Origin of the sequence: Sphingomonas panaciterrae, assembly GCF_036890205.1 — a bacterium.
GTDB classification, from domain to species: domain Bacteria; phylum Pseudomonadota; class Alphaproteobacteria; order Sphingomonadales; family Sphingomonadaceae; genus Sphingomonas; species Sphingomonas panaciterrae.
In genome coordinates this window covers 219,737-241,224 of the sequence record NZ_JAKNQR010000001.1, presented here as the reverse complement: position 1 = coordinate 241,224, position 21,488 = coordinate 219,737, and the positions used below count along the sequence as shown (strand labels likewise).

The window sequence follows — 21,488 nt, the reverse complement described above, 5'->3', positions numbered from 1 at the left end:
CGGAGGATGCCGATCGGTCGGCGACGGCGCAGTGATCGCGGCGGGGGCAGTGGTCACGCGTGACGTGGCGCCGTTCACGATCGTCGGCGGCGTGCCCGCGCGGGTGATCGGCCGGCGCCTTTCGCCCGAGGTGGCGGATCGGATCGCCCGGTCACGCTGGTGGACGCTGGACCTGGAAACGGTCGCTGGGTGGGGCGAAGCCCTGATGCAAAACATCACCCCCGAACTGGCGGAGGTGATGCTGTCACGTTGCGTTGCCTTGGGAGCAGCGGCCGCCACGCCCCCGGAGGAGCGTAGCGGCGCATCTGCGATCAGCGGGTCTGCATCCGCAGGCCGATGCGGAACTGACGACCCAGCAGGTCCGAATAGGTGCTGTTCGCAGCCAGGCCCGTTTCCGGGAGCAACAGCGGCCAACGATCGAACAGGTTGGTCACGTTGACGAAGAACTGAGCGTCCGCGTCGCCGAAGCGGACCTTCTGCGTCAGGTTGAGATCGGCGTAGAACACACCCGACACGCGGTTCACGTCATAGGTCGGCTGTTGCGGCGTCGAGATCGGGCACCCGCTGGTGCATTCGATGCCGGTGGCGACATATTTGCCCGCGCTGACGCCGCGACCCGTTGCCGTGATCGCGAAGTTCGGCGTGTCGTAGGTTGCCGTGAAGCGATAGATCCAGTCCGGCGTGGTGGACTGGCCGCCGTTCACGCCGACCGAGTTGGTGATCACCGCCTGCGGCACGCCGCTGTCGAGGATGTTGTCGATATAGCGGGTGGCGACGCCGCGCAGGGTGAGGTTCCCGTCCGTGTCGCCGAACAGGCGGTCGAGCGGCAGGCGGTAGGATGCGTCGATGTCGACGCCGCGCACGACCTGGCTCGCCGCGTTGAACGGCTGGCTGCGGATCAGCAGGTACGGCTGGCCCGGGACCGAGCGCGCGGGATCCTCGGAGATCGCGTCGCACAGGGCCGTATTGCCGGAGTCGCAGAGGTTGACGATGTCCTGCGCGCTGAACGTGGTGATGCCGTCCTTGATGTCGATGTCGAAGTAATCGACCGACAGCGCGAAGCCGGGGATGAAGCGCGGCGTCAGGACGACACCGGCGTTCCACGAGTCCGACTTTTCCACGCCCAAGCGCGGGTTGCCGGTGACGAGGCCCGAGTAGCCGAAGCTGGCCGGACCATTGGCGCCGTCGGCGGTATAGGCCGGGTTGCGGACCGAATCGCTGTTCGCGGAGCCGCCCTGATACAGTTCGTTCAGGTTGGGTGCGCGAATGTCACGCGAGCGGGTGACACGGACGCGGAAGTCGTCGATCGGCTGCCAGGTGGCGCCGGCCTTCCACGTGGTGACATAGCCAGCCGTGGAATAGTCGGTCGCGCGGACTGCGCCGTTGAACTCGAGACCGGCGCCGAGCGGCACCACCGTTTCGAGGAAAACCTCCTTCACATTGTAGCTGCCGTTGGTGGGCAGGTAGTTGCCGACCGACCAGGCGTTGGACGTCGTGGGGTTGCCGGCGGCGTTGGTGGTCGCAATCGGCTGGAACTCGGTCGGCACGAAGCCGCGGATCTTTTCCTCACGATATTCGGCGCCGATCGCGACGCTGACCTCGCCCGCCCAGGTGCGGAACGGGGAGGCAGAGACGTTGAAGCCGGCGTTGTACTGCTCGACCACTTCGTCACGGTACGGATCGCCCAGGACGTAGTTGAAGGCGGCCGGATTGGCGACGCCAAGGCCCAGGCGGTTCAGCGGAACGCAGTTCGGGTCGTTGTTGCTGGGATTGCTGTCGACGTTGATCGCGCACTGGATCGAGCCGGTCGCGAAGTTGCCCGGATTGCCGGCGGGCGCGAACACCGCGTTGGTGGCATTGGCCATCCGGCTGATGTTCATGATGTTGCGCAGCTGTTCACGCAGGTCCGCGCGGCCGTACTGGCCGAAGACGTTCCACACCGCGTTGCTGCCGAACACCTCGGTGCTGCCCTCTGCGCCGATGGCGTAGCGCTGCACCTCGCGCTTGTTGTTGATCGCGCGGAACGGCAGGTCAGCCGCGGTGGTGGCGAGCGTCACACCGGTGATGCCGGTCAGCGCCGCCGGGCCAAGCGTGTTGTAGAGGAACGCGTTGCAGTTGGGACCGACGGGCACGGTGGTGCAGCCGGTTGCGTTCAGCGCAATGCCGGTCTGCAGGTTCGGGCCGGCGTTGAAGAAGATTTCCTGCGTGTTGTACGAACCCTCTGCGAACACCTCGATATCGTCGGCGATTTCGTAGCTGGCGCGCGCGAAGATGCCGCGACGGTCGTCCTCCGGGCTGAGGCCGATGCGGCGGCCGGAGTCATTCAGGCGCCAGTCGCCGCCCTGCGTCAGCGTCGGCGGGGCCGTGCCGGTCGGCGACGGGAAGGTCAGCGCGCCATATTGATACTGGCCGATCGCGCCGTTGTAGCCGAAATAGGTGCCGCGCAGGCTGTTCGCGCGCGCGCCGGTCGAGGCGGTGATGAGGCCGCCCGGCGTGGAGTTCGCCGCGCCGACCTGGCGACGGATCAGGAACTGCGGCTCGGTGCTGTTGGCGGACCAGTTCGGGTTCTGGATGCGGACGTAGCCGGTGGCGTTCCAGTCGCGATCGACACGGAAGATGCCGTCCTGATGCGCGAGCTCCGCGTTGAGCAGCAGGTGGCCGCGGCCCTCGCTGCCCCAGGAGAGGCCGCCGGTGACGCTGAACGAGTAATTGCCGCCGTCACCCTTGTCGGTGATGCCGCTGTCGATCGCGACCTTGAGGCCCGAATACTTCTTGTCGAGGACGAAGTTGACGACGCCGGCGACGGCGTCCGAACCATAGGCCGACGAGGCGCCGCCGGTGACGACCTCCACGCTCTTGATCAGTGCCTGCGGAATCGTGTTGACGTCGACGAGGCCGGTGACGGTCGAGGCCACCGAGCGGCGGCCGTCGAGCAGCACCAGCGTGCGCGTTTCGCCGAGGTTGCGCAGGTTCAGCGCGTTGATGCCGGCCTGACCGCTGGAGAGGTTGAGGCGCGAGTTCGCCGGGCGCGTGGAGCCCGCCAGCGACGGCAGCTGATTGACGAAATCGGCGACGTTGTTCGACGGCGAGGAATTCTGGATTTCCTGCTGCGTCAGGACGGTCAGCGGGGTGGGCGCCTGGAAGCCATCACGGACGATGCGCGTGCCGGTGACGATGACGTCCGGGCCATTGCCGTCGTTGCTGGTCCCGGGTGCCGGATCGCCGATCTGCGCCGTGGCGGTGCTTGAAGGCTGCGTCTGCGCAGCGGCAGGCGCCGCGAGCCCCGAAGCGAGCGCGAGCAGCGCCGTTCCCGTCAGCATTGTTCTGGACAAGATAATATCACGCACGTGCCGTCCCCCGAAAGCTTTTGTTACCTGTGCCTACCTGCATGCGTCATGCTGTTGTCGCAGATCGCCGATAGGGTGGAACGTGCCGGTAGGAGCGGAAAGCCGTCAAGGGAAGATCGGCCTACCTGTGTTTGTTGATCCATAGATCAGGCATATGGGTGGGAGCCGTAGGGCGGCGCATAACCGGCCGCTATAAGGCGTGACCTGCTTGTCATGGACGCGGCCCGCCTCACGCGGTTAGCCTGCGGCATACCCACAAGGAAAGGATAGCAATGCTCGACCGGCGCCTATTTCTGCTTGGTTCGGCGGCGACCGTGCTGGTGTCTGCTGCCTGCCACGGCCAGTCGGCGCCGGCACAAGGACCCACCCGCGTTGCCGGCCTGTCCGCACCGATCGAGATCATCGACGACCGCTGGGGCGTGCCGCATATCCGCGCGCAGACGAAGCCGGACGCGTTCTTCGGCCAGGGCTATGTCGTGGCGCGCGACCGGCTGTTCCAGATCGACCTGGCGCATCGCCGCGAACTGGGCCGGATGGCCGAAGCGTTCGGCCCCGAATTCGCGAAGCACGATGCGGTGGCGCGGCTGTTCCATTACCGCGGCGACCTGGACGCCGAGCTGGCGCGGGTGCCCAAGGAGGTGCGCGACGCCGTCGCCGGCTATATCGCCGGGATCAACGCGCGGATCGCGGAGGTGGAGAAGGACCCCGCGCTGCTGCCGCCGGAATATCGCATCCTCGGCGTCAAGCCGCTGCGCTGGGACATCCGCGACCTGGTGCGCGCGCGTGGCAGCTCGATGGGTAATGCCGATGACGAAATCCGCCGCGCGAAGCTGGCCGCGATGGGGATGCTGGAGCTGGACGCGGTGATCGCGCCGCTCCGTCCCACTTGGAAGCTGGCGGTGCCCGAGGGGCTGGATACGTCGAAGGTGAGCGACGCGGACCTGGGCGTGCTTCAGCTCGGCCGGCTGCCGTTCGGGCCGGACACGCCGACGCGCGAGCCGGAGGAGGATCTGGACCGCGCGCAGGCGGGGTCGAATGCCTGGACCATCGCGGGCAGCCGCACCACCACCGGACGCCCGATCCTCGCCAACGACCCGCATCTGGGCATCGGCGGCTTTGGCCCGCGGCACGTGGCGCACCTGACCGCGCCAGGGCTGGACGTGATTGGCGGCGGCGCACCGGGGCTGCCGGGCATCATGCAGGGGCATACCGATCGCTTCGCCTTTGGCCGGACGAACTTCCACATCGACCAGCAGGACCTGTTCGTGCTCGAGCTCGATCCCAAGGATCCCGAGCGGTATCGTCACGAGGGCGGATGGAAAAGGTTCGAGCGCGTCGAGGAAGTGATCCCGGTCAAGGGCGGGCCGGCGCAGAAGGTCGTGCTGCGCTATGCCGTGCAGGGACCGGTGATCATGCACGATCCGGCCAAGGGGCGGGCGACCGTGCTCGGCTCGATCGGGATGCAGCCGGGCGGTTCCGGATCGTTCGCGATGGTGGCGATCAACCTGTCGCGCGATTGGGAGAGCCTGAAGGAAGCGTTCAAGCTGCACCCGTCGCCGACCAATTTCCATTATGCCGATGTGGACGGCAATCACGGCTGGCAGGTGATCGGGTTCGTGCCCCAGCGCAAGAAGGGCGACGGGCTGATGCCGGTGCCGGGCGACGGGCGGTATGACTGGAACAGCTACCGCGATTTCCGCGCGCTGCCGAGCGAGTTCAACCCGCAGAAGGGCTGGTTCGCCTCCGCCAACCAGAACAATCTGCCGGCCGACTGGCCGCGCGACAAGATCCCGGCCTTCTCGTTCCGCGATCCCTATCGCTACGAGCGCGTCGCCGAGGTGCTTGGCTCGCACCAGCGCCATTCGGTCGCCAGCAGCGTGGCGTTGCAGTTCGACACGCTGTCGACCCCGGCCAAGCAGTTCCTGGCGCTGCTGCCCAAGCAGCCATCCGCGGGCGCGGCGCCGGCGGTGAAGATGCTGTCCGGGTGGGACGCGAAGCTCGACCGGGATAGCGGCGCGGCGGCGCTGTACGAGATCGTGTGGCGTGACCTGGGCAAGCGGATGCTGGCAGAGATCGTGCCGGACAAGGCCAAGGGGCTGGTCGACGAGATCGCGCCGTCCGAGCTGCTGCGCCGTGCGGCGAGCCGTCCGGCCATGGTGGACGCAGCGCTGGCGAGCGGCTGGGCCGAGGCGCAGCGGCTGATGGGCAGCGATCCCGCGGCGTGGCGCTGGGGCACGTTGCACCAGGTGCGGATCGCGCACCCGCTGTCGAGCATCCCGGCGGTCGCCGCGGCGTTCCCGGCGATCGAGGGCGAGGGATCGGGTGGCGACAGCTACACCGTCATGGCGCGATGGCTGGGCAATGGGCCTGGCTGGCGCACGGGCGGCGGCGCGAGCTACCTCCACGTCATCGACGTGGGCGACTGGGACAAATCGGTGATGCTGAACCTGCCGGGCCAGTCGAACGACCCGCGCTCGCCGCATTATCGCGATCAATATGCGCCGTGGATCAAGGGCGAGATGCAGCCGATGCCGTTCAGCCGCGCGGCGGTGGATGCGGTGGCGGCCAGCCGATCGACGCTGATGCCGCAGTGGCCGGCGACGAAGGGGAGGGGCAAGTGATGCGCGTGGCATTGAAGGCCGGCGTCGCGATCGGATCGCTGCTGGCGCTGGGCGCCGCGAGCGGGCCGAACGTCGATGTCGTGATCCGCGGGGGGACGATCTATACCGGCGCCGAGACGCCGCCGATCACCGGTGACGTCGAGATCGCCGGCGACCGGATCGTCTATGTCGGCCCGAGCCGCGGCACGCGCGCCGGACAGGTGGTGGAGGCCAAGGGGCAGATCGTGGCGCCGGGCTTCATCGACGCGCATACCCATCCCGACAGCTATATCCGTTCCGACGATCCCAAGGTGCGGTTGAACCTGCCGTGGCTGGCGCAGGGCGTGTCGACGATCGTGATCGGGGTCGACGGCTATGGCACGCCCGACGTGGGGGACGATGCACGCAAGCTGGAGGCTAGCGGGATCGGGACCAATGTGGTGCCGTTCGTCGGCTTTGGCGGGATCCGGCAGCGCGTGCTGGGCAAGGCCGATCGCGCGCCGACGCCGGCCGAGCTGGCGGAGGAAAAGCGGCTGGCGGCGAAGGCGATGTGCGAGGGTGCCTATGGCATGTCCGCCGGGCTGTTCTATCCGCCGCAGAGCTTTGCCAAGACCGACGAGGTTGCGGCGGTGGCGGCCGAGGTGGGCAAGCGCGGTGGCATGTACGACAGCCACCAGCGCGACGAATCCAACTATAATATCGGCCTGATCGCCTCCACCAAGGAAGCGATCGAGATCGGGCGGCGCGCCGGGACGCCGGTGCATTTCGCGCATCTGAAGGCGCTGGGCGTCGATTTGCATGGCAAGGCGCCCGAACTGATCCGCACGATCGAGGAAGCGCGTGCCGCCGGGCAGGATGTGACCGCCGATCAATATCCCTGGCTGGCCAGCGGATCGAGCGTCGATGCCTCGCTGGTCCCGGCCTGGGCCGTCGATGGCGGCTATCAGGCGATGATCAAGCGGTTCGACACGCCCGCGACGATGGCGAAGATCAGGACCGAGATGCGCGAGAATTTGCGCCGGCGCGGCGGGGCGGAATCGCTGCTGCTGATCTCTCAGGGGCAGCCGTGGACCGGCAAGACACTGGCGCAGATGGCGACGACGTGGAAGCTCGACCCGATCGATGCCGCGATCCGCATCCTGCGCGTGGCCAATGCCAAGGGCACCGATCCCGCCGGCGCTGGCGTCGCGAGTTTCAACATGGCGGAGGGCGACGTCGACCTCATCATGAAGCAGCCGTGGGTCGTCACCTCCTCCGACGGATCGAACGGGCATCCGCGGCAATATGCGACCTTCCCCAAACTGTATCAGGATTATGTCGTGAAACGGCCGGTGATCACGCTGGCGCAGTTCATCCGCCGGTCGAGCGGGGCGACCGCCGACATGTATCGCATCAAGGATCGTGGCTATCTGAAGCCCGGCGCCTTTGCCGATGTCGTGGTGTTCGATCCCGTCGGCTATACCCCGCGGGCCGATTACATCCGCCCGCGCGAGCCGAGTGCCGGCGTCAGCGCCTTGTTCGTCAACGGCAAGCTGGCGCTGAAGGATGGGGCCGTCACCGGGGCGGCGGCGGGGCGCGCGCTGCTGCGGCCGCGGCCGGCAAATTGCGGGGAATAGCCTTGCGTTATAGGCAAAGCTGCGAGCATGATTGGCGGGGCACCGTCAGCGGCATCTATCGTCCTGCGCTATGACCATTCCGGCACCATATCTGCTGTACCTGGGCCATTCGGACGACGAATTCGGCCTGAAAACCTCGCGCGGCCTCGCCACGTTCCGACGCGAGGATTGCGTCGGCGAGTGGCGGCATGACGATTGCCCGTTCAGTTTCGACCTGCCGCGCATGGACGCGGCGGCCGGGGCGGCGGCGGGCGCTCGCACGCTGGTGCTGGGCATCGCCAATGCGGGCGGCCGCTTCCCCGAGTGGATGATGGCCGATGCGCTGGCGGCGATCGCGGCGGGGATGAACCTGGCCTGCGGGCTTCACCAGCGGCTGAAGGATGAGCCCCGGCTGGTCGAGGCGGCCAAGGCCGCTGGCGTGCAGCTGTTCGACATTCGTGATCCTCGGCCGGACCTTCCGGTCGGCAACGGCAAGAAGCGGGCGGGCAAGCGGCTGCTGACGGTCGGCACCGATTGTTCGGTTGGCAAGATGTACACCACCTTGTGCCTGCGCGATGCGCTGCGCGCGCGCGGGATCGCCGCCGATTTCCGGGCGACCGGGCAGACCGGCATCCTGATCGCCGGCGACGGCGTGCCGCTCGACGCGGTGGTGGCCGATTTCATTGCCGGCGCGATCGAGGACCTGTCGCCGGCGCGCAGCGACGATGGCTGGGACCTGATCGAGGGGCAGGGTTCGCTGTTCCACCCGGCGTTCGCCGGCGTCTCGACCGGGCTGCTGCATGGCGCGCAGCCGCAGGCGCTGGTGATGTGCCACGATCCGACCCGCCCGCACATGCGCGGCTTGCCGCATTATCCGCTGGTCGACCTCGCCGAGTGCATCGACGCGAACCTGCGCGTCGCGCGGCTGACCAGCCCGGCGGTACGCTTCGTCGGGATCGCGCTGAACACCGCCAAGCTGGGCGAGGGTGAGGCGCGCGACCTGCTGGCGGCGACGAGCGAGGCGCATGGCCTGCCGTGCACCGACCCGTTCCGCTTTGGCGCCGATCCGATCATCGACCATCTGCTGGCGACCGATGCGCCGAACGCTTGACGCCCGCCACGACGGCTTTCCGCTGCACACCCCGTTCCGCATCTCGCGCGGGGTGAAGACGGTCGCCGATGTGGTGACCGTCACGGTGCGCGAGGGCGAGCTGGTCGGGCGCGGCGAGGGCGTTCCCTATCCGCGTTATGGCGAGACGGTCGACAGATCGCTGGTGGCGATTGCCGGGATGCGCGCGCTGGTGGAGGCAGGCGCCTCCCGCGAGGAACTCGCCGCGGCGATGCCGGCGGGGGCGGCGCGCAATGCGATCGATTGCGCATTGTGGGACCTGGAAGCGAAGCGCGCGGGTACGAGCGTCGCGGCGCTGGCGGGATGCCGGGCGCCCGAGGCGCTGGCCTCCGCGATCACCATCGGGATCGACACGCCCGAGGCGATGGCGGCGGTGGCGCAGCGCCACACGTCGGTGCCGCTGCTGAAGGTGAAGCTGAACCGCGAGGAAACGGAGGCGCAGCTGGCCGCCGTGCGCGCAGTGGCGCCGCTGCCGCGGCTGATCGTCGACCCCAATGAAAGCTGGCGTGTCGAGGATGTCGCGCGCTGGCAGGACATGTTGCTGGCGCACCGTGTCGACCTGCTCGAACAGCCGGTTCCGGCGGATGATGACGCCGGGCTGGAAGGGCTGGGCAGCCGGATCCCGATCTGCGCCGACGAGGCGCTGCATACCCGTGCGGACCTGCCGCGGCTGCGTGGCCGCTATGATTACGTCAACATCAAGCTCGACAAGACGGGCGGTCTGACCGAAGCGCTGGCGCTCGCCGATGCGGCGCTGGGGATGGGGTTTGGCCTGATGGTGGGGTGCATGGTGTCGTCGTCGCTGGGGATTGCGCCTGCGATGCTGGTCGCTGAGCGCGCGTCGTTCGTCGATCTGGACGGGCCCTTGTGGCTGGCCGCTGATCGCGAGGGCGGGGTGCGTGACGAGGCCGGCTGGATGCAGCCCCCGGCGCCCGGCTTCTGGGGAACGCCCGCGTGACCATCCTGCGTGGATGGTTCGCGATAACTTTGTGGAAGCGGGTGGTGGCCGGGCTGGTGCTCGGCGCGCTGCTCGGCATGTTCTGGCCCGCCGCGGCGCCGGCGGTGAAGATCGTCGGCGACCTGTTCGTCCGGCTGATCAAGATGCTGGTCGTGCCGGTGGTGCTGATCACCATCGCCGCCGGCATTGCCGGCCTTGGCGACCCGCGCAGGCTGGGGCCGATCGGCGGGCGCACGATCGGACTGTTCGCGCTGACGACGCTGATCGCGGTGTCGCTGGGCATGGCAGTGGGCCTGCTGGTCCAGCCGGGCGAGGGGATCGCTCTGGCCGGCGTCGCGCCGCACGTGCTGGGCGCGGCGGTGTCGCCAAGCGACCAGTTGCTGTCGATCGTTCCGGCCAACATCATCGAGGCGCTGGCCCGCGGTGACATGCTGGCGATCATCTTCACCGCCATCCTGCTGGGGATCGGCAGCGTGCTGGCGGGCGAGGCGGGCAAGCCGGTCGTCGCCTTGCTTCAGGGCCTGGCCGCGGTGCTGATGCATATCGTGCGGATCGTGATGGAAGTGACGCCGTTCGGTGTCTTCGCGCTGATCGCCAATGCGGTGGCGGCCAATGGCGCGGCGGTGTTCGTCAATGTTGGCTGGCTGGCGCTGTGCGTCATCGTCGCCTCGCTGGCGCAGATGCTGGTGGTGCATGCGGGGCTGATCGCGCTGGTCGCGCGATTGCCGGTGGTGCGGTTCTTCCGCGGCATCGTCGATGCGCTGGCGATCGCATTCTCGACGGCATCCTCCTCCGCAACGCTGCCTGTGGCGCTGCGGGTGGCGCACGACAATCTGGGCGTTGCGCGGCCGGTTGCCTCAACGGTGCTGCCGCTGGGCGCGGCGATCGGCAAGGACGGGACGGCGATGTACGTCGGGCTGCTGGGTCAGTTCGCGCTTCAGGCGCTGGGCATCATTCCCGATGCGCAGATGCTGGTGGTGATGCTGGCGACGGGTGCGCTGGCGGCGTTCGGCACCGCGCCGGTGCCCTCCGCCTCGCTGTTCATGCTGGCGGCGATGCTGTCGGCGGTGGGCGTATCGCCCGAGCAGACCGCGCTGGTCGTCGGGCTGGTGCTGCCGTTCGACCGGCTGCTCGACATGACGCGCACCGTGCCGTCAGCCTCCGCCAATTTGACCGTCGCGACGCTGGTGGCGAAGGCCGAAGGCGCGCTGGACGAAGCCAAGTTCAGGGGGCGGGTGGTAGAGTGATGGCATCAGCGGTAGGACCTTGCCGGTGAACCTGCGCCATATCGAAATCTTCCATGCCGTGTACGTCAACGGCTCCGTCTCCGCCGCCGCGCGTGCGCTCAACGTGTCGCAGCCGTCCGTCTCCAAGACGCTGCGCCACGCCGAGACGCTGCTCGGCTTCGACCTGTTCCAGCGTACCGGCGGGCGGCTGGTCCCGACCGAGGACGCGCGCAACCTGTTTGCCGACGTCGCCGAGATCCAGGAGCGCGTCCGTGCGCTGCGCGAGGCGGGGCGCAACATGCGCAGCGGTGGTGGCGGGCGGCTGCGCATCTCCGCGCTGCCGAGCCTGGCGCTGGGCGTGCTGCCGATGGCGGTGTCGCGCTTCCTGCAGAAGCACCCCAAGGTGCATTTCGACCTGCAGACCGTCCATCACGACGATCTGCTGCGCAAATTGTACGAGCGCGAGGCGGACATCGCGATCGCGAGCGAACCGCCGCGCGGCGCGGCGCTGAACACCACCTGGCTGGGTGAGGGCGAACTGGTCGTGCTGTATCGCGAGGCTGACATGCCGGACGCGCCGGCGCGGGTGGAGCTGTCCGATCTGGTCGACCGCCCGTTCATCTCGCTGGCGGGAAGTGGCCCGATCGGGACGTTGCTGACCGACGAGCTCGACCGGCTGGGGCTGGAACTGACCGAGGTCGTCGCGGCGCGCACCTTCTATATCGCCGCAGGTCTGGTGCGTGCGGGCGTGGGGGTGACCGTGGTCGACAGCTTCACCGCCGAAGCGTGGATGTGCCCCGGTCTCGCGATGCGGCCGCTGCGCCCGTCGCTGACGTTCGACCTCCATGCGATCCACTTGCTCGACCGGCCACCCTCGGCGCTGGCGAGCGAGTTCCTGGCGGTACTGAAAGAGGAGATTGACGCCGAATGATGCTCGTCCTGCTGCCGTTGCTGGCGATCGCCCACAGTCCTGCGGCTGCTGCGCCCCCCGTTGAGGCGCCGGTCGCCAGTGCGATCGCGCAGGCGGCACAGGGGACGCGGCTGGGGTTGCTGGTGGTCGACGAGGAAGGGCGCGAGGTGGTCGCGATCCGGCCGGACGAGCGATTTGTCCCGGCGTCCAATACCAAGCTGTACACGACGGCGGCGGCCTTTGCCTTGCTGGAGACGAGCGGCGCCGACGAGGCGGCGGGCGCGAGCGTCCGGCTGGAGGATGGCGACGTGATCCTCAGCGGCGCGGGTGATGCGCGGCTGTCGAGCGCGGCGGATTGCACGCGCGATTGCCTGAAAGATCTGGCGGCAGCGGTGGCGCAGAAGACGCGGCGGGTGCGCCATGTGATCGGTGACGACACCGCGTTTCCCGACGAGCGTTGGCCGGCTGGGATGAGCTGGAACAACATGGTCGGGAAATATGGCACCGCCGTTTCCGCGCTGACCATCGACGACAATGAAGTGGCGCTGTCGGTCGCGCCGGGTGCGGTCGGCGGATCGGCAGTCGTGGCCGGCGACGGATATTTCACGATCGACAACCGGGTGATCACGGTGCCGGCCGGGGGCAAAAGGTCGATCAGCGCGACACGCCAGCCGGGCAGTGACCTGCTGCGGCTGACGGGGACGATCCCGGCCGGGACGGCGCCGTACGAGATGCGGGTGGGGCTGGATGATCCGGCGCATCGCGCGGCGTGGCTGCTGTCCGGGCTGCTCCGCGCGCAGGGCGTGACGGTGACTGGCGACGTGGCGGTGCGGCACCGCCCGTTGATGCCGGGCGATGATCCCGACGTGCGGGGTACGGCGCCGGCGGCACGCGCGCCGCAGCCGCAGGTACTGGCCAAGCTGACGCCGCCGCCGCTGAACGAGGATTTGATCCACACCAACAAGGTGAGCCAGAACCTTCACACCGAATTGCTGCTGCGGCGCGTGGGCGCGGTGGAGGGCAGCGGATCGGTGGCGGACGGGCAGCGCGCGGTTCGCCGGGTGCTCGACCAGGCGGGGCTGTCGCAATGGCAATATGACTTTGCCGACGGGTCGGGCATGTCGAACTACAATCGCGTGACGCCGCGCGGGACGGTGACCCTGCTGCGCTGGGGCGCGACGCAGAAATGGGGCCCGGCGTGGCGCGAGACCTTCCCGGTGGCGGGGGTCGATGGCACCTTGTCCAACCGCTTCAAGGGGACGCTGCTCGCCGGGCGGCTGTTCGCCAAGACGGGGACGCTGAACGCGTCCAACGCGCTGGCCGGTTACATGACCACGGCGAGCGGGCGCACGTTCACCTTTGCGGCCTATGCCAATGACATGCCGGGCGATGTCAGCGCGACCAAGGCGATCGACGCGGCGCTGGTGGCGGTGGCGGAAGCGAACTGATCGGGTGGCCGGGGCGGTAAGCCCCGGCCGGATCCGACCCGGGATCAGGCGGCGTCGAAGGCGTCGATCAGCGCCTCACCCGTCTCGGGGCGAAGCGTGAAGATGCCGCTGTCGAAGTGGCGCGTCGGGTGGACGCGGTTGGTGAGCAAGGTCCAGGCGAGGCCGCGATCGAAATCGACCCACAGGCCGGTGCCCGTGAAGCCGGTGTGGCCGATCGTACCGGGCGAACAGGATTGCCCGCCCGACCAGCCGGGGAAGCGGATTTCCCAGCCCGCCGTGCGATGTCCCTCCACCGGCGTCCTGATCGCGTCGAGCATCGCGGGGCTGGCGCCGGTGCCGTCGAGCAGCCCTTGCGCGAAGTCGAGCACGCCGTCGATCGTGCCGAACAGGCCGGCGTGGCCGATCGTGCCGCCCATGGCGGAGCAATTCTCGTCATGCACCTCGCCGACGAGGACGCGCCCGCGCCACTGGCAATATTCGGTCGCCACGGCAGGGCCCGGCGGTGGGCCCCAGCTGAGGCCGTTGCCGATCGGGAGGGCGTCGATCCCGGCGCCGGTCAGCCGCTCAAGCGCGATGCCCAGCAGGATGAAATTGATGTCGGAATAGACCGGCGGGCCGTGGCGCCATTCGCGCTGAAGCACGAAGGCGCGCAGGCGGGCGGGATCATCGCCGTACGTGTAGATCGGCTCCACCGCGGGCAGGAAGGTGCGGTGGACGAGACAGTCGCGGAAGGTGAGCCGCCGTTCGGGCGCGCCGGCGACGTCATATTGCCGCAGGTCCGGGATCGCGTCGGTCAACGGGCGATCGAGGTCGATCCGCCCTTCGTCGGCGAGGCGCAGGATGAAGCTGGTGGTGGCGATCACCTTCGTCAGCGAGGCGAGATCGAACCAATGGTCGCGGGTCAGCGCCTGTTCCACCGGCACCTTTTGCGCAGCGCCCGTCAGGCGGACAGCGCGTTCGCCGCTTGCCGTGACCAGCCCCAGCGCCGCGCCGGGGATCCGCCCTGATGCCACGGCCTCTGCGGCCGGGCGGAAGGCTTGTTCAACAACGGTATCGATCATGCGTCATCGTCCGGACGGGAATGGATGCGGGCGAGCGCGGGGAGGAACACGATGGTCACCACGCTGAGCGCGCCCGAGAGAAGGAAGAAATTGTCATAGCCGATCGCGCCGACGATCGTACCGCCGGCGCCGGCGAGGAGGCGCGGGAGCATGAAGGCGAAGCCGGTGAGGAAGGCATATTGCGCGCCGGCGAAGCGCGGATTGACCAGCAGCGACAGGTAGACGACGAAGACGGTGCCTGCGAAGCCGTTGCCGAACTGGTCAAGGCCGGTCGCGACGTAGAGCAGCACCTCATCCACCGGTTGCTGCGCCAGCCATACGAAGGCGAAGTTGCCGATGCCCGCGAGCAGCGCGCCGACCGCCAGCGCCCATGTCATGCTCCAGCGGGTGACAAGCCAGCCGGCGAGGCCGACGCCGACGATGCTGGAAAGCAGTGCGACGAGGCTGTCCGCGCGGCCGATCTGGGTGAGCGAATAGCCCAGATCCTTGATCATCGGCTTTGACAGGTTGAGCGCGAGGACGTCGCCCATGCGGTAGAGCGAGACGAACGCCATCAGCACCAGCGCGCCGAAGCCGAAGCGCCAGAAGAAGTTGACAAATGGGCCGAGCGCGACCGAGCGACGCAAGGCAGAGGTGGGCGGCGCGCGGCGGATGCGGGGGAGCGCCGCCGCCATCGCGAGGAAGGGCAACATGCACAGGCCGAGCACCCAGGGGGTGACGTTGGAGCCGGCGTCGATGCCTGCCCCTTCCGCGGCGCGCAGGATCACCCAGCCGACCGCCATGGTGGCCACGGTGGTCAGCGCCAGGATGATGACGCTCGCCAGGATGCCGGTTGCGAGCGAGGTGACCCGCTCCACGTCGCGATCATCCGCGCCCCGCATCGCGGCGAGCACAGGGAAGGGCAGGAAAGCGGCGAGCGCGATGGCGAGATAGGCGAGCGTCCAGCCGCTCCAGTCCGCGAGCAGCAGCGCGCCGCTGCCCGCCGCGACCATCGCGCTGCGATATCCCCACAGGTTGGCGGCGACGATCGGCCCCTGTTCGTCCTGCGATGGAAACAGCTCGATACGCCAGGCGTCGGCGGCGATTTCGAGTGTGGTCGTCCAGAAGGCGAGCAGCACCGCGAACAGGGCGGTAACCGCCAGGCTGCCGTCCCCCGCGGTGAGCGCCATGCCAAGCATCGAGACGAAGATGCCGAGCTGCGCCAGCATCAGCCAGCCGCGCCGCTTGCCATAGAAGCGCGAGAAGCCGGGGACGGCGTAGCGATCGAGCAACGGCGCCCACACGAACTTCAGTGTCGGCAGAAGCTGCACCCAGGCGAAGAAGCCGATCACCGCCAGCGCCACGCCATGCGCCTGCAAGCGCAGCGCGAGCACGGTGGAGAACATGTAGAAGGGCAGGCCAGCGGCAAAGCCCAGCAGCCCGTACAAGGCCATGCCGCGCCGGTTGACGGGCGCGCGGGTGATGTCGGCTGGGTCGGGCGCCGCAGCGGCGGCGATATGCGTCATGGCGGGATCGTTCTACGCGACGACGCTCGCGTCAATCCCGCGACACGCCCGATAGGCGGGCTGCATCACTGGCGGTTATACCGGCGGGGTCAAAGGGAATGGGCCCTCGTGCCCCGGGAGAGACACATTGCCCGCCATGGTAAAATGGTATCTCGGCATCGATGCGGGCGGCAGCCATTGCCGTGCGCGGTTGGTGGATCCGACCGGGCGAGTGGTCGGCACGGGCCACAGCGGGCCCGCCAGCACCCGCCTTGGCATGGAAGCGGTGCGGGCGTCGCTTGACGAGGTCATCGACCAAGCGATGGCGGCGGCGGGGCTGACGCGCGAGGCGCGCGCCGATGTGGCGGCAGGGGTCGGCATCGCGGGGATATCCCGGCCGGGCAGCGAGGCCGCGCTTCGGGCGATGCCGCTTGGGCTGGCGCAGGTAGCGTGGACGTCCGACGCGGTGATCGCGAATATCGGTGCGCATGACGGCGGCGACGGCGCGACGCTGATCCTGGGCACCGGCAGCATCGCGCAGCTTCGCGTCGACGGCGAGGATTCCTCGATCGGCGGATATGGCTTTCCGATTTCGGACGAGGGAAGCGGGGCGGCGCTGGGCCTGTCGGCGATGCGCCATGCGCTGCGTGCGCTGGACGGGCGCAGCGAGCGCACGCCGCTGACCCGTGCGATCACCGCGCGCTTCGACGAAGCGATCCCGCGCGCGATCGCCTGGATGGATCAGGCCGGACCGGCGGATTACGCCGCGCTGGCGCCGATCGTGATTGACTATGCCGAGCGGGACGATGCGATCGCGCGCTCGATCGTGACCGATGCGGTGGGGCATGTGGAGTGTTTCATCGACACGATCTTCGCGCGCGGCGCGCCCGCCTGCGCGCTGCTCGGCGGGCTTGCCCCGCATCTTCGCCCGTGGCTGCGCGAGCGCACGTCCGCCAGACTGAGCGAGCCGAAGGGAGACGCATTGCACGGGGCGTTGCGGCTGGCGGGCTTTGCCGGTGTCTGGGCGAAGGAGACTCAATCGTGAGTACCGAAACCGCCGATCCTCGTTACACTGCGATCGACCGCTGGCCGGCGTCGAGCGCCGTCGAGGCGATGCTGGAGGGGCAGTTGGCCGCCATTGCGGCGCTGAAGAGCCAGGTGACGGCGATCGCAGCCGCGGCCGATGCCGCCGCCCGGCGGCTCGGCGATCACGGGCGGCTGATCTACGCGGGGGCGGGCACGTCGGGCCGGGTGGCCGTGCAGGACGGGGTGGAGCTGTACCCGACCTACAACTGGCCGCGCGAGCGGCTGCTGTTCCTGATGGCGGGTGGCACGCGCGCGCTGATCGAGAGCGCCGAAGGGGCGGAGGATGATCCCGAGGAGGCGCGTGACGCCGTCGCCGCCGCCTCGCTGACGCCCGAGGACGTGGTGATCGGCGTCGCGGCGAGCGGGCGCACGCCCTACACGCTGGCGGTGATCGAGGCCGCGCGGGCAGCGGGCGCGATGACCGTCGGGATCGCCAACAATGCCGGTGCGCCGCTGCTGACCGCCGCAGAACATGCCATCTTGGCGGATACGGGAAGCGAGATTGTCGCCGGGTCGACGCGCATGAAGGCGGGCACGGCGCAGAAGGCGGCGCTCAACATGTTCTCGACCACGATCATGGTGCGCCGCGGGCTGGTCCATGCCGGGTTGATGGTCAACATGCGCGTGTCCAACGCCAAGCTGCGCGCGCGCGCCGAACGGATGATCATGACGATTGCCAGGGTCGGACCGGAGGCGGCGCGCGATGCGCTGTCGGTGGGGGGCGACGATGTGCGGCGCGCCGTGCTGGTCGCACGCGGGGTGACGGCGGCGGACGCAGCGGCGTTGCTGGCGCGTCATGGTGGCAATCTGTCCGACGCGATGGAGGCGATGCGGGGCTAGCGCTGGTCAGCGCTGACCGGAAGCGCCACCGGATAGGGGGTCAGCGTGGCGCGGTTTTCGTCCGCGGCGACCGCGCGGCCGATCATCGGGAAGGCGCGCTGCGGGCAGGCGGTGCGCTCGCACACCTTGCACGCGACGCCGATCGGGGTGGCGGCGGAGGGATCGCTGAGGTCGAAACCGCGCGAATAGACCAGCCGATGCGCGTGGCGGATGTCGCAGCCGAGCGCGATGGCGAAGGTCTTGCCCGGTTCGCCAAAGGCGCCGGCGGTGCGGCGGACGGTGCGCGCGACCCACAGGTACGTGCGGCCATCGGGCATTTGCGCGACCTGACGCAGCACGCGGCCGGGCTGGGCGAACGCCTCATACACTTTCCACAAGGGGCAGCTGCCGCCGACGCGCGAGAAGTGGAAGTCGGTCGCCGACTGCCGCTTGGAGATGTTGCCCGCGCGATCGACGCGGATGAAGAAGAAGGGGACGCCGCGCGCCTCGGGACGCTGGAGCGTCGAAAGACGGTGGCAGATCGTCTCAAACCCGACGCCGAAATGCCGACCCAGCCGCTCGATATCATAGGACTGCGCCTCCGCGGTGGCGAGGAAGTCGGCATAAGGGAGGAGCAGCGCGCCAGCGAAATAATTGGCAAGGCCGATCCGCGCGAGGCGGCGCGCCTCGCTGCCGGTGAGGACCGGGCTGCTGGCGAGATCGTCGATGATGTCGCCGACCTCGAGGAAGGCCAATTGAGTGGCCATCTGGAACGCCTGCTGTCCTGCCCGCAGATCGGGTGAAATGTGGAGGATGCGCGTTTCGGGATCGTAGCGGCGCTGCACCGAGCCGGGCTGGGCATGGACGACGCGGATGTCGTGCAGCCGCTGGAGCCGCTCGATCAGCCCGGAATGGACCATGCGCGGGGCAAAGCCGGCCTCGCGATAGAGGCGCTCGGCCGCCTGGTCGAGCGGTTCGATATGGTTGTTATGCGCGTGGAAGAATTCGCGCACCTGTTCGAAGGGCATCCGTGCCGAGCCGCCGGCAAGCCATTGGTTGCCGAGCTGATCGGCCATCGCCTCGGTCCGTTCGATCATCTCGCGGTGGCGGCGCTGGAGCCCGATCAGGGTCCGTGCGACCGCAGGCATGTTGGTGGCGAGTTCGCGGATTTCGGCGAGCGAGATCGGCTCGGGCGCCTCGGCGAGGCTGTCGCGCAGTTCGGTGATGAGGCGCGCTTCCTCATCCTCCGAGAAAAGCTGCACGTCGATGCCGAAGACGGCGTTGATCTTCAGCAGCACCGGCATGGTGAGCGGGCGCTGGTTCTGCTCGATCTGATTGAGGTAGCTGGTCGAGATCCCCAGCGCATGGGCGAGCTCGACCTGCTTCAGCCGACGTTCCTCGCGCAGCCGCCGCAGCCGTACGCCCATGAAGGTCTTCCGCATGTGCGCCTTTGCACCTTTCGCATCCAGCGGCCGGCGGGGAGCCAGCGTTACCGGATGGGGAGCTTAGCGCCTTGCGGATGTTGCGAAAAGGCAGGTGTCTGCCCGGCCGGCGCGTGGCCAGCCGGGTGGACGAGAGGGATCAGCCCTCCTGCGGCATCACCGGCACCACCGTCTTGATGATGCTGGCGTCGAGTTCCTCGAAATCGTGCAGGCCGATCGTGTCGTACAGCTCCTGACGGGTCTGCATCCGGTCGACGTACTTGTGCGTGCCGCCATGTTCCTTGATCGAGGCGTAGAGCTCTGCCTGCGCCTTGTTGGCGACGCGCAAGCTGGAAACCGGCCAGATCACCATCTTGTAGCCCATCTCCTCGAATTCCTTCGCGGTGTAGAAGGGCGTCTTGCCGAATTCGGTCATGTTGGCGAGCAGCGGCACGTTCGGCATCGCCTTGGCGAACTTCTCGAACATCTCGCGGGTGTTGAGCGCCTCGGGGAAGATTGCGTCGGCGCCGGCGTCGACATACATCTTGGCGCGCTCGACGGCGGCGTCGAAGCCCTCAACGCCGGCGGCGTCGGTGCGGGCGACGATGACGATGTCGCGTGCGGCCTTCTTCGCGGCGGCAACCTTGGTCGCCATGTCCATCGCCGAGACGAGGTTCTTGCCGTTCAGGTGGCCGCACTTCTTCGGCAGGATCTGGTCCTCGAGGTGGACAGCGCCGGCGCCGGCATCCTCGAAGGTGCGGACCATGTGCATGACGTTGAGCGCTTCGCCATAGCCGGTGTCGCCATCGACGAGCAGCGGCAGGCCCGACGAACGGACGATCTGGCGGATGAAGAAGGCGACTTCATCGACGGTGATGATGCCGAGATCGGGCAGGCCCATCGAGGCGGTCATCGCCGCGCCCGAGAGGTACAGGCCGTCGAAGCCGGCGTTGCGCGCCTGGATCGCGGCCTGGCCGTTGTGCGCGCCGGGCAGCTGGAAGATGCCGGGACGCTCAAGGCCGGCGCGGAAGCGCTTGCCGGCGGATTCGGTGGGGAGGTCGGAGGCGAGGAGGTAAGGCATTGGTCGTCCTTGATTATTCAATGTCTGATTTGGGTACGCTTTCGCGCTTTTGCAGCTTGGCGCGACCATTTCTGACGCTGGCCGCGCCTCCGATCCTCTCACTTCGTCAGCGGGCGCTTACTTGCGCTCGGCCAGCGGCACCCACTGGAGATCTTCCGGGCCGGTGTAATTGGCCGACGGGCGGATGATCTTGTTGTCTTCGCGCTGCTCGATGACGTGCGCCGCCCAGCCGCTCGTACGGGCGATGACGAACAGCGGGGTGAACATCGCGGTGGGGACGCCCATCATGTGATAGGAGACGGCCGAGAACCAATCGAGGTTCGGAAACATCTTCTTCACTTCCATCATCACCGCCTCGAGGCGATCGGCGATGTCGTACATCTTGGTCGAGCCGGCCTCGTCCGACAGCTTCTTGGCGACGCGCTTGATGACGACGTTGCGCGGATCGCTGATCGTATAGACGGGGTGGCCGAAGCCGATGATGACTTCCTTGGCTTCCATCCGCTTGCGGATGTCAGCCTCTGCCTCGTCCGGGTTCTGGTAGCGCTTCTGGATCTCGAAGGCGACTTCGTTGGCACCGCCGTGCTTGGGACCGCGCAGCGCGCCGATCGCGCCGGTGATGCACGAATGCATGTCCGACCCGGTGCCGGCGATCACGCGGCTGGTGAAGGTCGAGGCGTTGAACTCATGCTCGGCATAGAGGATCAGCGAGGTGTGCATCGCCTGCACCCAGCTCTCCGACGGCTTCTCGCCGTGAAGCAGGTGGAGGAAGTGGCCGCCGATCGATTCATCGTCGGTCTCGACCTCGATCTCCACGCCGTTGTTCGACAGGTGATACCAATAGAGCAGCATCGAGCCGAGGCTGGCCATCAGCCGGTCGGCGATGTCGCGCGCGCCCGGTGCGTTGTGATCGTCCTTCTCCGGCAGCGCGCAGCCGAGCGCCGAGACGCCGGTGCGCATCACGTCCATCGGGTGAGCGGCGGCGGGGAGGGCGGCGAGCGCCTCCTTCACGGCGAGCGGCAGGCCGCGCAGCGCCTTCAGCTTCGCCTTGTACGCCTTGAGCTCGGCCGCATTGGGCAGCCAGCCGTGGACGAGGAGGTGGGCGATTTCCTCGAACTCCGCCGTCTCGGCGAAATCGAGGATGTCATAGCCGCGATAATGCAGGTCGTTGCCGGTGCGTCCGACGGTGCACAGGGCGGTGTTGCCGGCGGTGACGCCGGACAGGGCCACGGACTTCTTCGGCTTGAAGGTGGGAGCGGTGGCGGTGTCGGTCATGCTCTTTCGGTCCTCTTTCTTCTTGTTCGGTCGCCCTGCGGCGGGCGT

At 68.3% G+C, this 21,488-nt stretch carries 15 protein-coding genes; 9 read left to right on the top strand and 6 right to left on the bottom strand.

The genetic code is table 11. The features are described 5' to 3' along the window. Positions 1–311: 311 nt before the first annotated feature. Positions 312–3,347 carry a TonB-dependent receptor plug domain-containing protein gene (locus L8F96_RS01145; protein WP_241212495.1) on the bottom strand — a complete coding sequence of 1,012 codons (3,036 nt, stop codon included), beginning with the start codon at positions 3,345–3,347 and terminating at the stop codon, positions 312–314. 272 nt (positions 3,348–3,619) lie between these two features. On the opposite strand from L8F96_RS01145, the gene L8F96_RS01140 reads away from it, so the two are divergent. From L8F96_RS01140 to dacB, 7 genes are all read left to right on the top strand, one after another. Next, positions 3,620–5,968 (top strand): penicillin acylase family protein, encoded by a 2,349-nt coding sequence (locus L8F96_RS01140; RefSeq protein WP_334654652.1) that lies wholly within the window; start codon positions 3,620–3,622, stop codon positions 5,966–5,968. Then, a complete protein-coding gene (locus L8F96_RS01135; protein ID WP_334654651.1) occupies positions 5,968–7,563 on the top strand; it encodes an N-acyl-D-amino-acid deacylase family protein in 1,596 nt (531 codons plus the stop codon). The genes L8F96_RS01140 and L8F96_RS01135 overlap by 1 nt, the downstream gene beginning before the upstream one ends. Positions 7,564–7,633: 70 nt before the next feature. Continuing rightward, complete coding sequence (dgcN, locus tag L8F96_RS01130) at positions 7,634–8,653, top strand: N-acetyltransferase DgcN (protein WP_125944476.1); 1,020 nt, start codon at positions 7,634–7,636, stop codon at positions 8,651–8,653. After that, positions 8,637–9,629 carry an N-acetyl-D-Glu racemase DgcA gene (gene dgcA / locus L8F96_RS01125; RefSeq protein ID WP_334654650.1) on the top strand — a complete coding sequence of 331 codons (993 nt, stop codon included), beginning with the start codon at positions 8,637–8,639 and terminating at the stop codon, positions 9,627–9,629. The genes dgcN and dgcA overlap by 17 nt, the downstream gene beginning before the upstream one ends. Then, a complete protein-coding gene (locus L8F96_RS01120) occupies positions 9,626–10,876 on the top strand; it encodes a dicarboxylate/amino acid:cation symporter (protein WP_334654649.1) in 1,251 nt (416 codons plus the stop codon). The genes dgcA and L8F96_RS01120 overlap by 4 nt, the downstream gene beginning before the upstream one ends. Positions 10,877–10,901: 25 nt before the next feature. Continuing rightward, on the top strand, positions 10,902–11,786 hold the full coding sequence (locus L8F96_RS01115) for a LysR family transcriptional regulator (RefSeq protein WP_136451705.1): 885 nt from the start codon (positions 10,902–10,904) through the stop codon (positions 11,784–11,786). After that, on the top strand, positions 11,783–13,213 hold the full coding sequence (gene dacB, locus L8F96_RS01110; protein WP_334654647.1) for a D-alanyl-D-alanine carboxypeptidase/D-alanyl-D-alanine endopeptidase: 1,431 nt from the start codon (positions 11,783–11,785) through the stop codon (positions 13,211–13,213). Before L8F96_RS01115 ends, dacB begins: the two co-directional genes overlap by 4 nt. A gap of 44 nt (positions 13,214–13,257) precedes the next feature. On the opposite strand, the gene L8F96_RS01105 is transcribed toward dacB, so the two are convergent. Together L8F96_RS01105 and L8F96_RS01100 are read right to left on the bottom strand one after the other, a co-directional pair. Beyond that, the gene (locus L8F96_RS01105; protein WP_136451704.1) at positions 13,258–14,274 is read right to left on the bottom strand and encodes a serine hydrolase domain-containing protein; all 1,017 of its coding nucleotides are present in this window, start codon (positions 14,272–14,274) and stop codon (positions 13,258–13,260) included. Further along, positions 14,271–15,779, bottom strand: a complete 1,509-nt coding sequence (locus L8F96_RS01100) for an MFS transporter (protein WP_334654646.1) — start codon at positions 15,777–15,779, stop codon at positions 14,271–14,273. Before L8F96_RS01100 ends, L8F96_RS01105 begins: the two co-directional genes overlap by 4 nt. A gap of 136 nt (positions 15,780–15,915) precedes the next feature. Between L8F96_RS01100 and L8F96_RS01095 the strand changes: the two genes are divergently transcribed. Both L8F96_RS01095 and L8F96_RS01090 read left to right on the top strand, forming a co-directional pair. Then, a complete protein-coding gene (locus L8F96_RS01095; protein ID WP_334655614.1) occupies positions 15,916–16,803 on the top strand; it encodes a glucosamine kinase nucleotide-binding domain-containing protein in 888 nt (295 codons plus the stop codon). After that, positions 16,800–17,684, top strand: a complete 885-nt coding sequence (locus tag L8F96_RS01090; protein ID WP_334654644.1) for an N-acetylmuramic acid 6-phosphate etherase — start codon at positions 16,800–16,802, stop codon at positions 17,682–17,684. Before L8F96_RS01095 ends, L8F96_RS01090 begins: the two co-directional genes overlap by 4 nt. Here the strand turns inward: L8F96_RS01090 and L8F96_RS01085 are convergent. The 3 genes from L8F96_RS01085 to prpC form a co-directional block, all read right to left on the bottom strand. Further along, positions 17,681–19,105: a short-chain fatty acyl-CoA regulator family protein gene (locus L8F96_RS01085; protein ID WP_334654643.1), complete on the bottom strand. Its 1,425-nt coding sequence runs from the start codon at positions 19,103–19,105 to the stop codon at positions 17,681–17,683. The genes L8F96_RS01090 and L8F96_RS01085 overlap by 4 nt on opposite strands. 139 nt (positions 19,106–19,244) lie before the next feature. Further along, positions 19,245–20,165 carry a methylisocitrate lyase gene (prpB, locus tag L8F96_RS01080; protein ID WP_046410178.1) on the bottom strand — a complete coding sequence of 307 codons (921 nt, stop codon included), beginning with the start codon at positions 20,163–20,165 and terminating at the stop codon, positions 19,245–19,247. A 117-nt stretch (positions 20,166–20,282) separates the two neighbouring features. Continuing rightward, positions 20,283–21,440 carry a bifunctional 2-methylcitrate synthase/citrate synthase gene (prpC, locus tag L8F96_RS01075; RefSeq protein WP_046410180.1) on the bottom strand — a complete coding sequence of 386 codons (1,158 nt, stop codon included), beginning with the start codon at positions 21,438–21,440 and terminating at the stop codon, positions 20,283–20,285. Positions 21,441–21,488 lie beyond the last annotated feature (48 nt).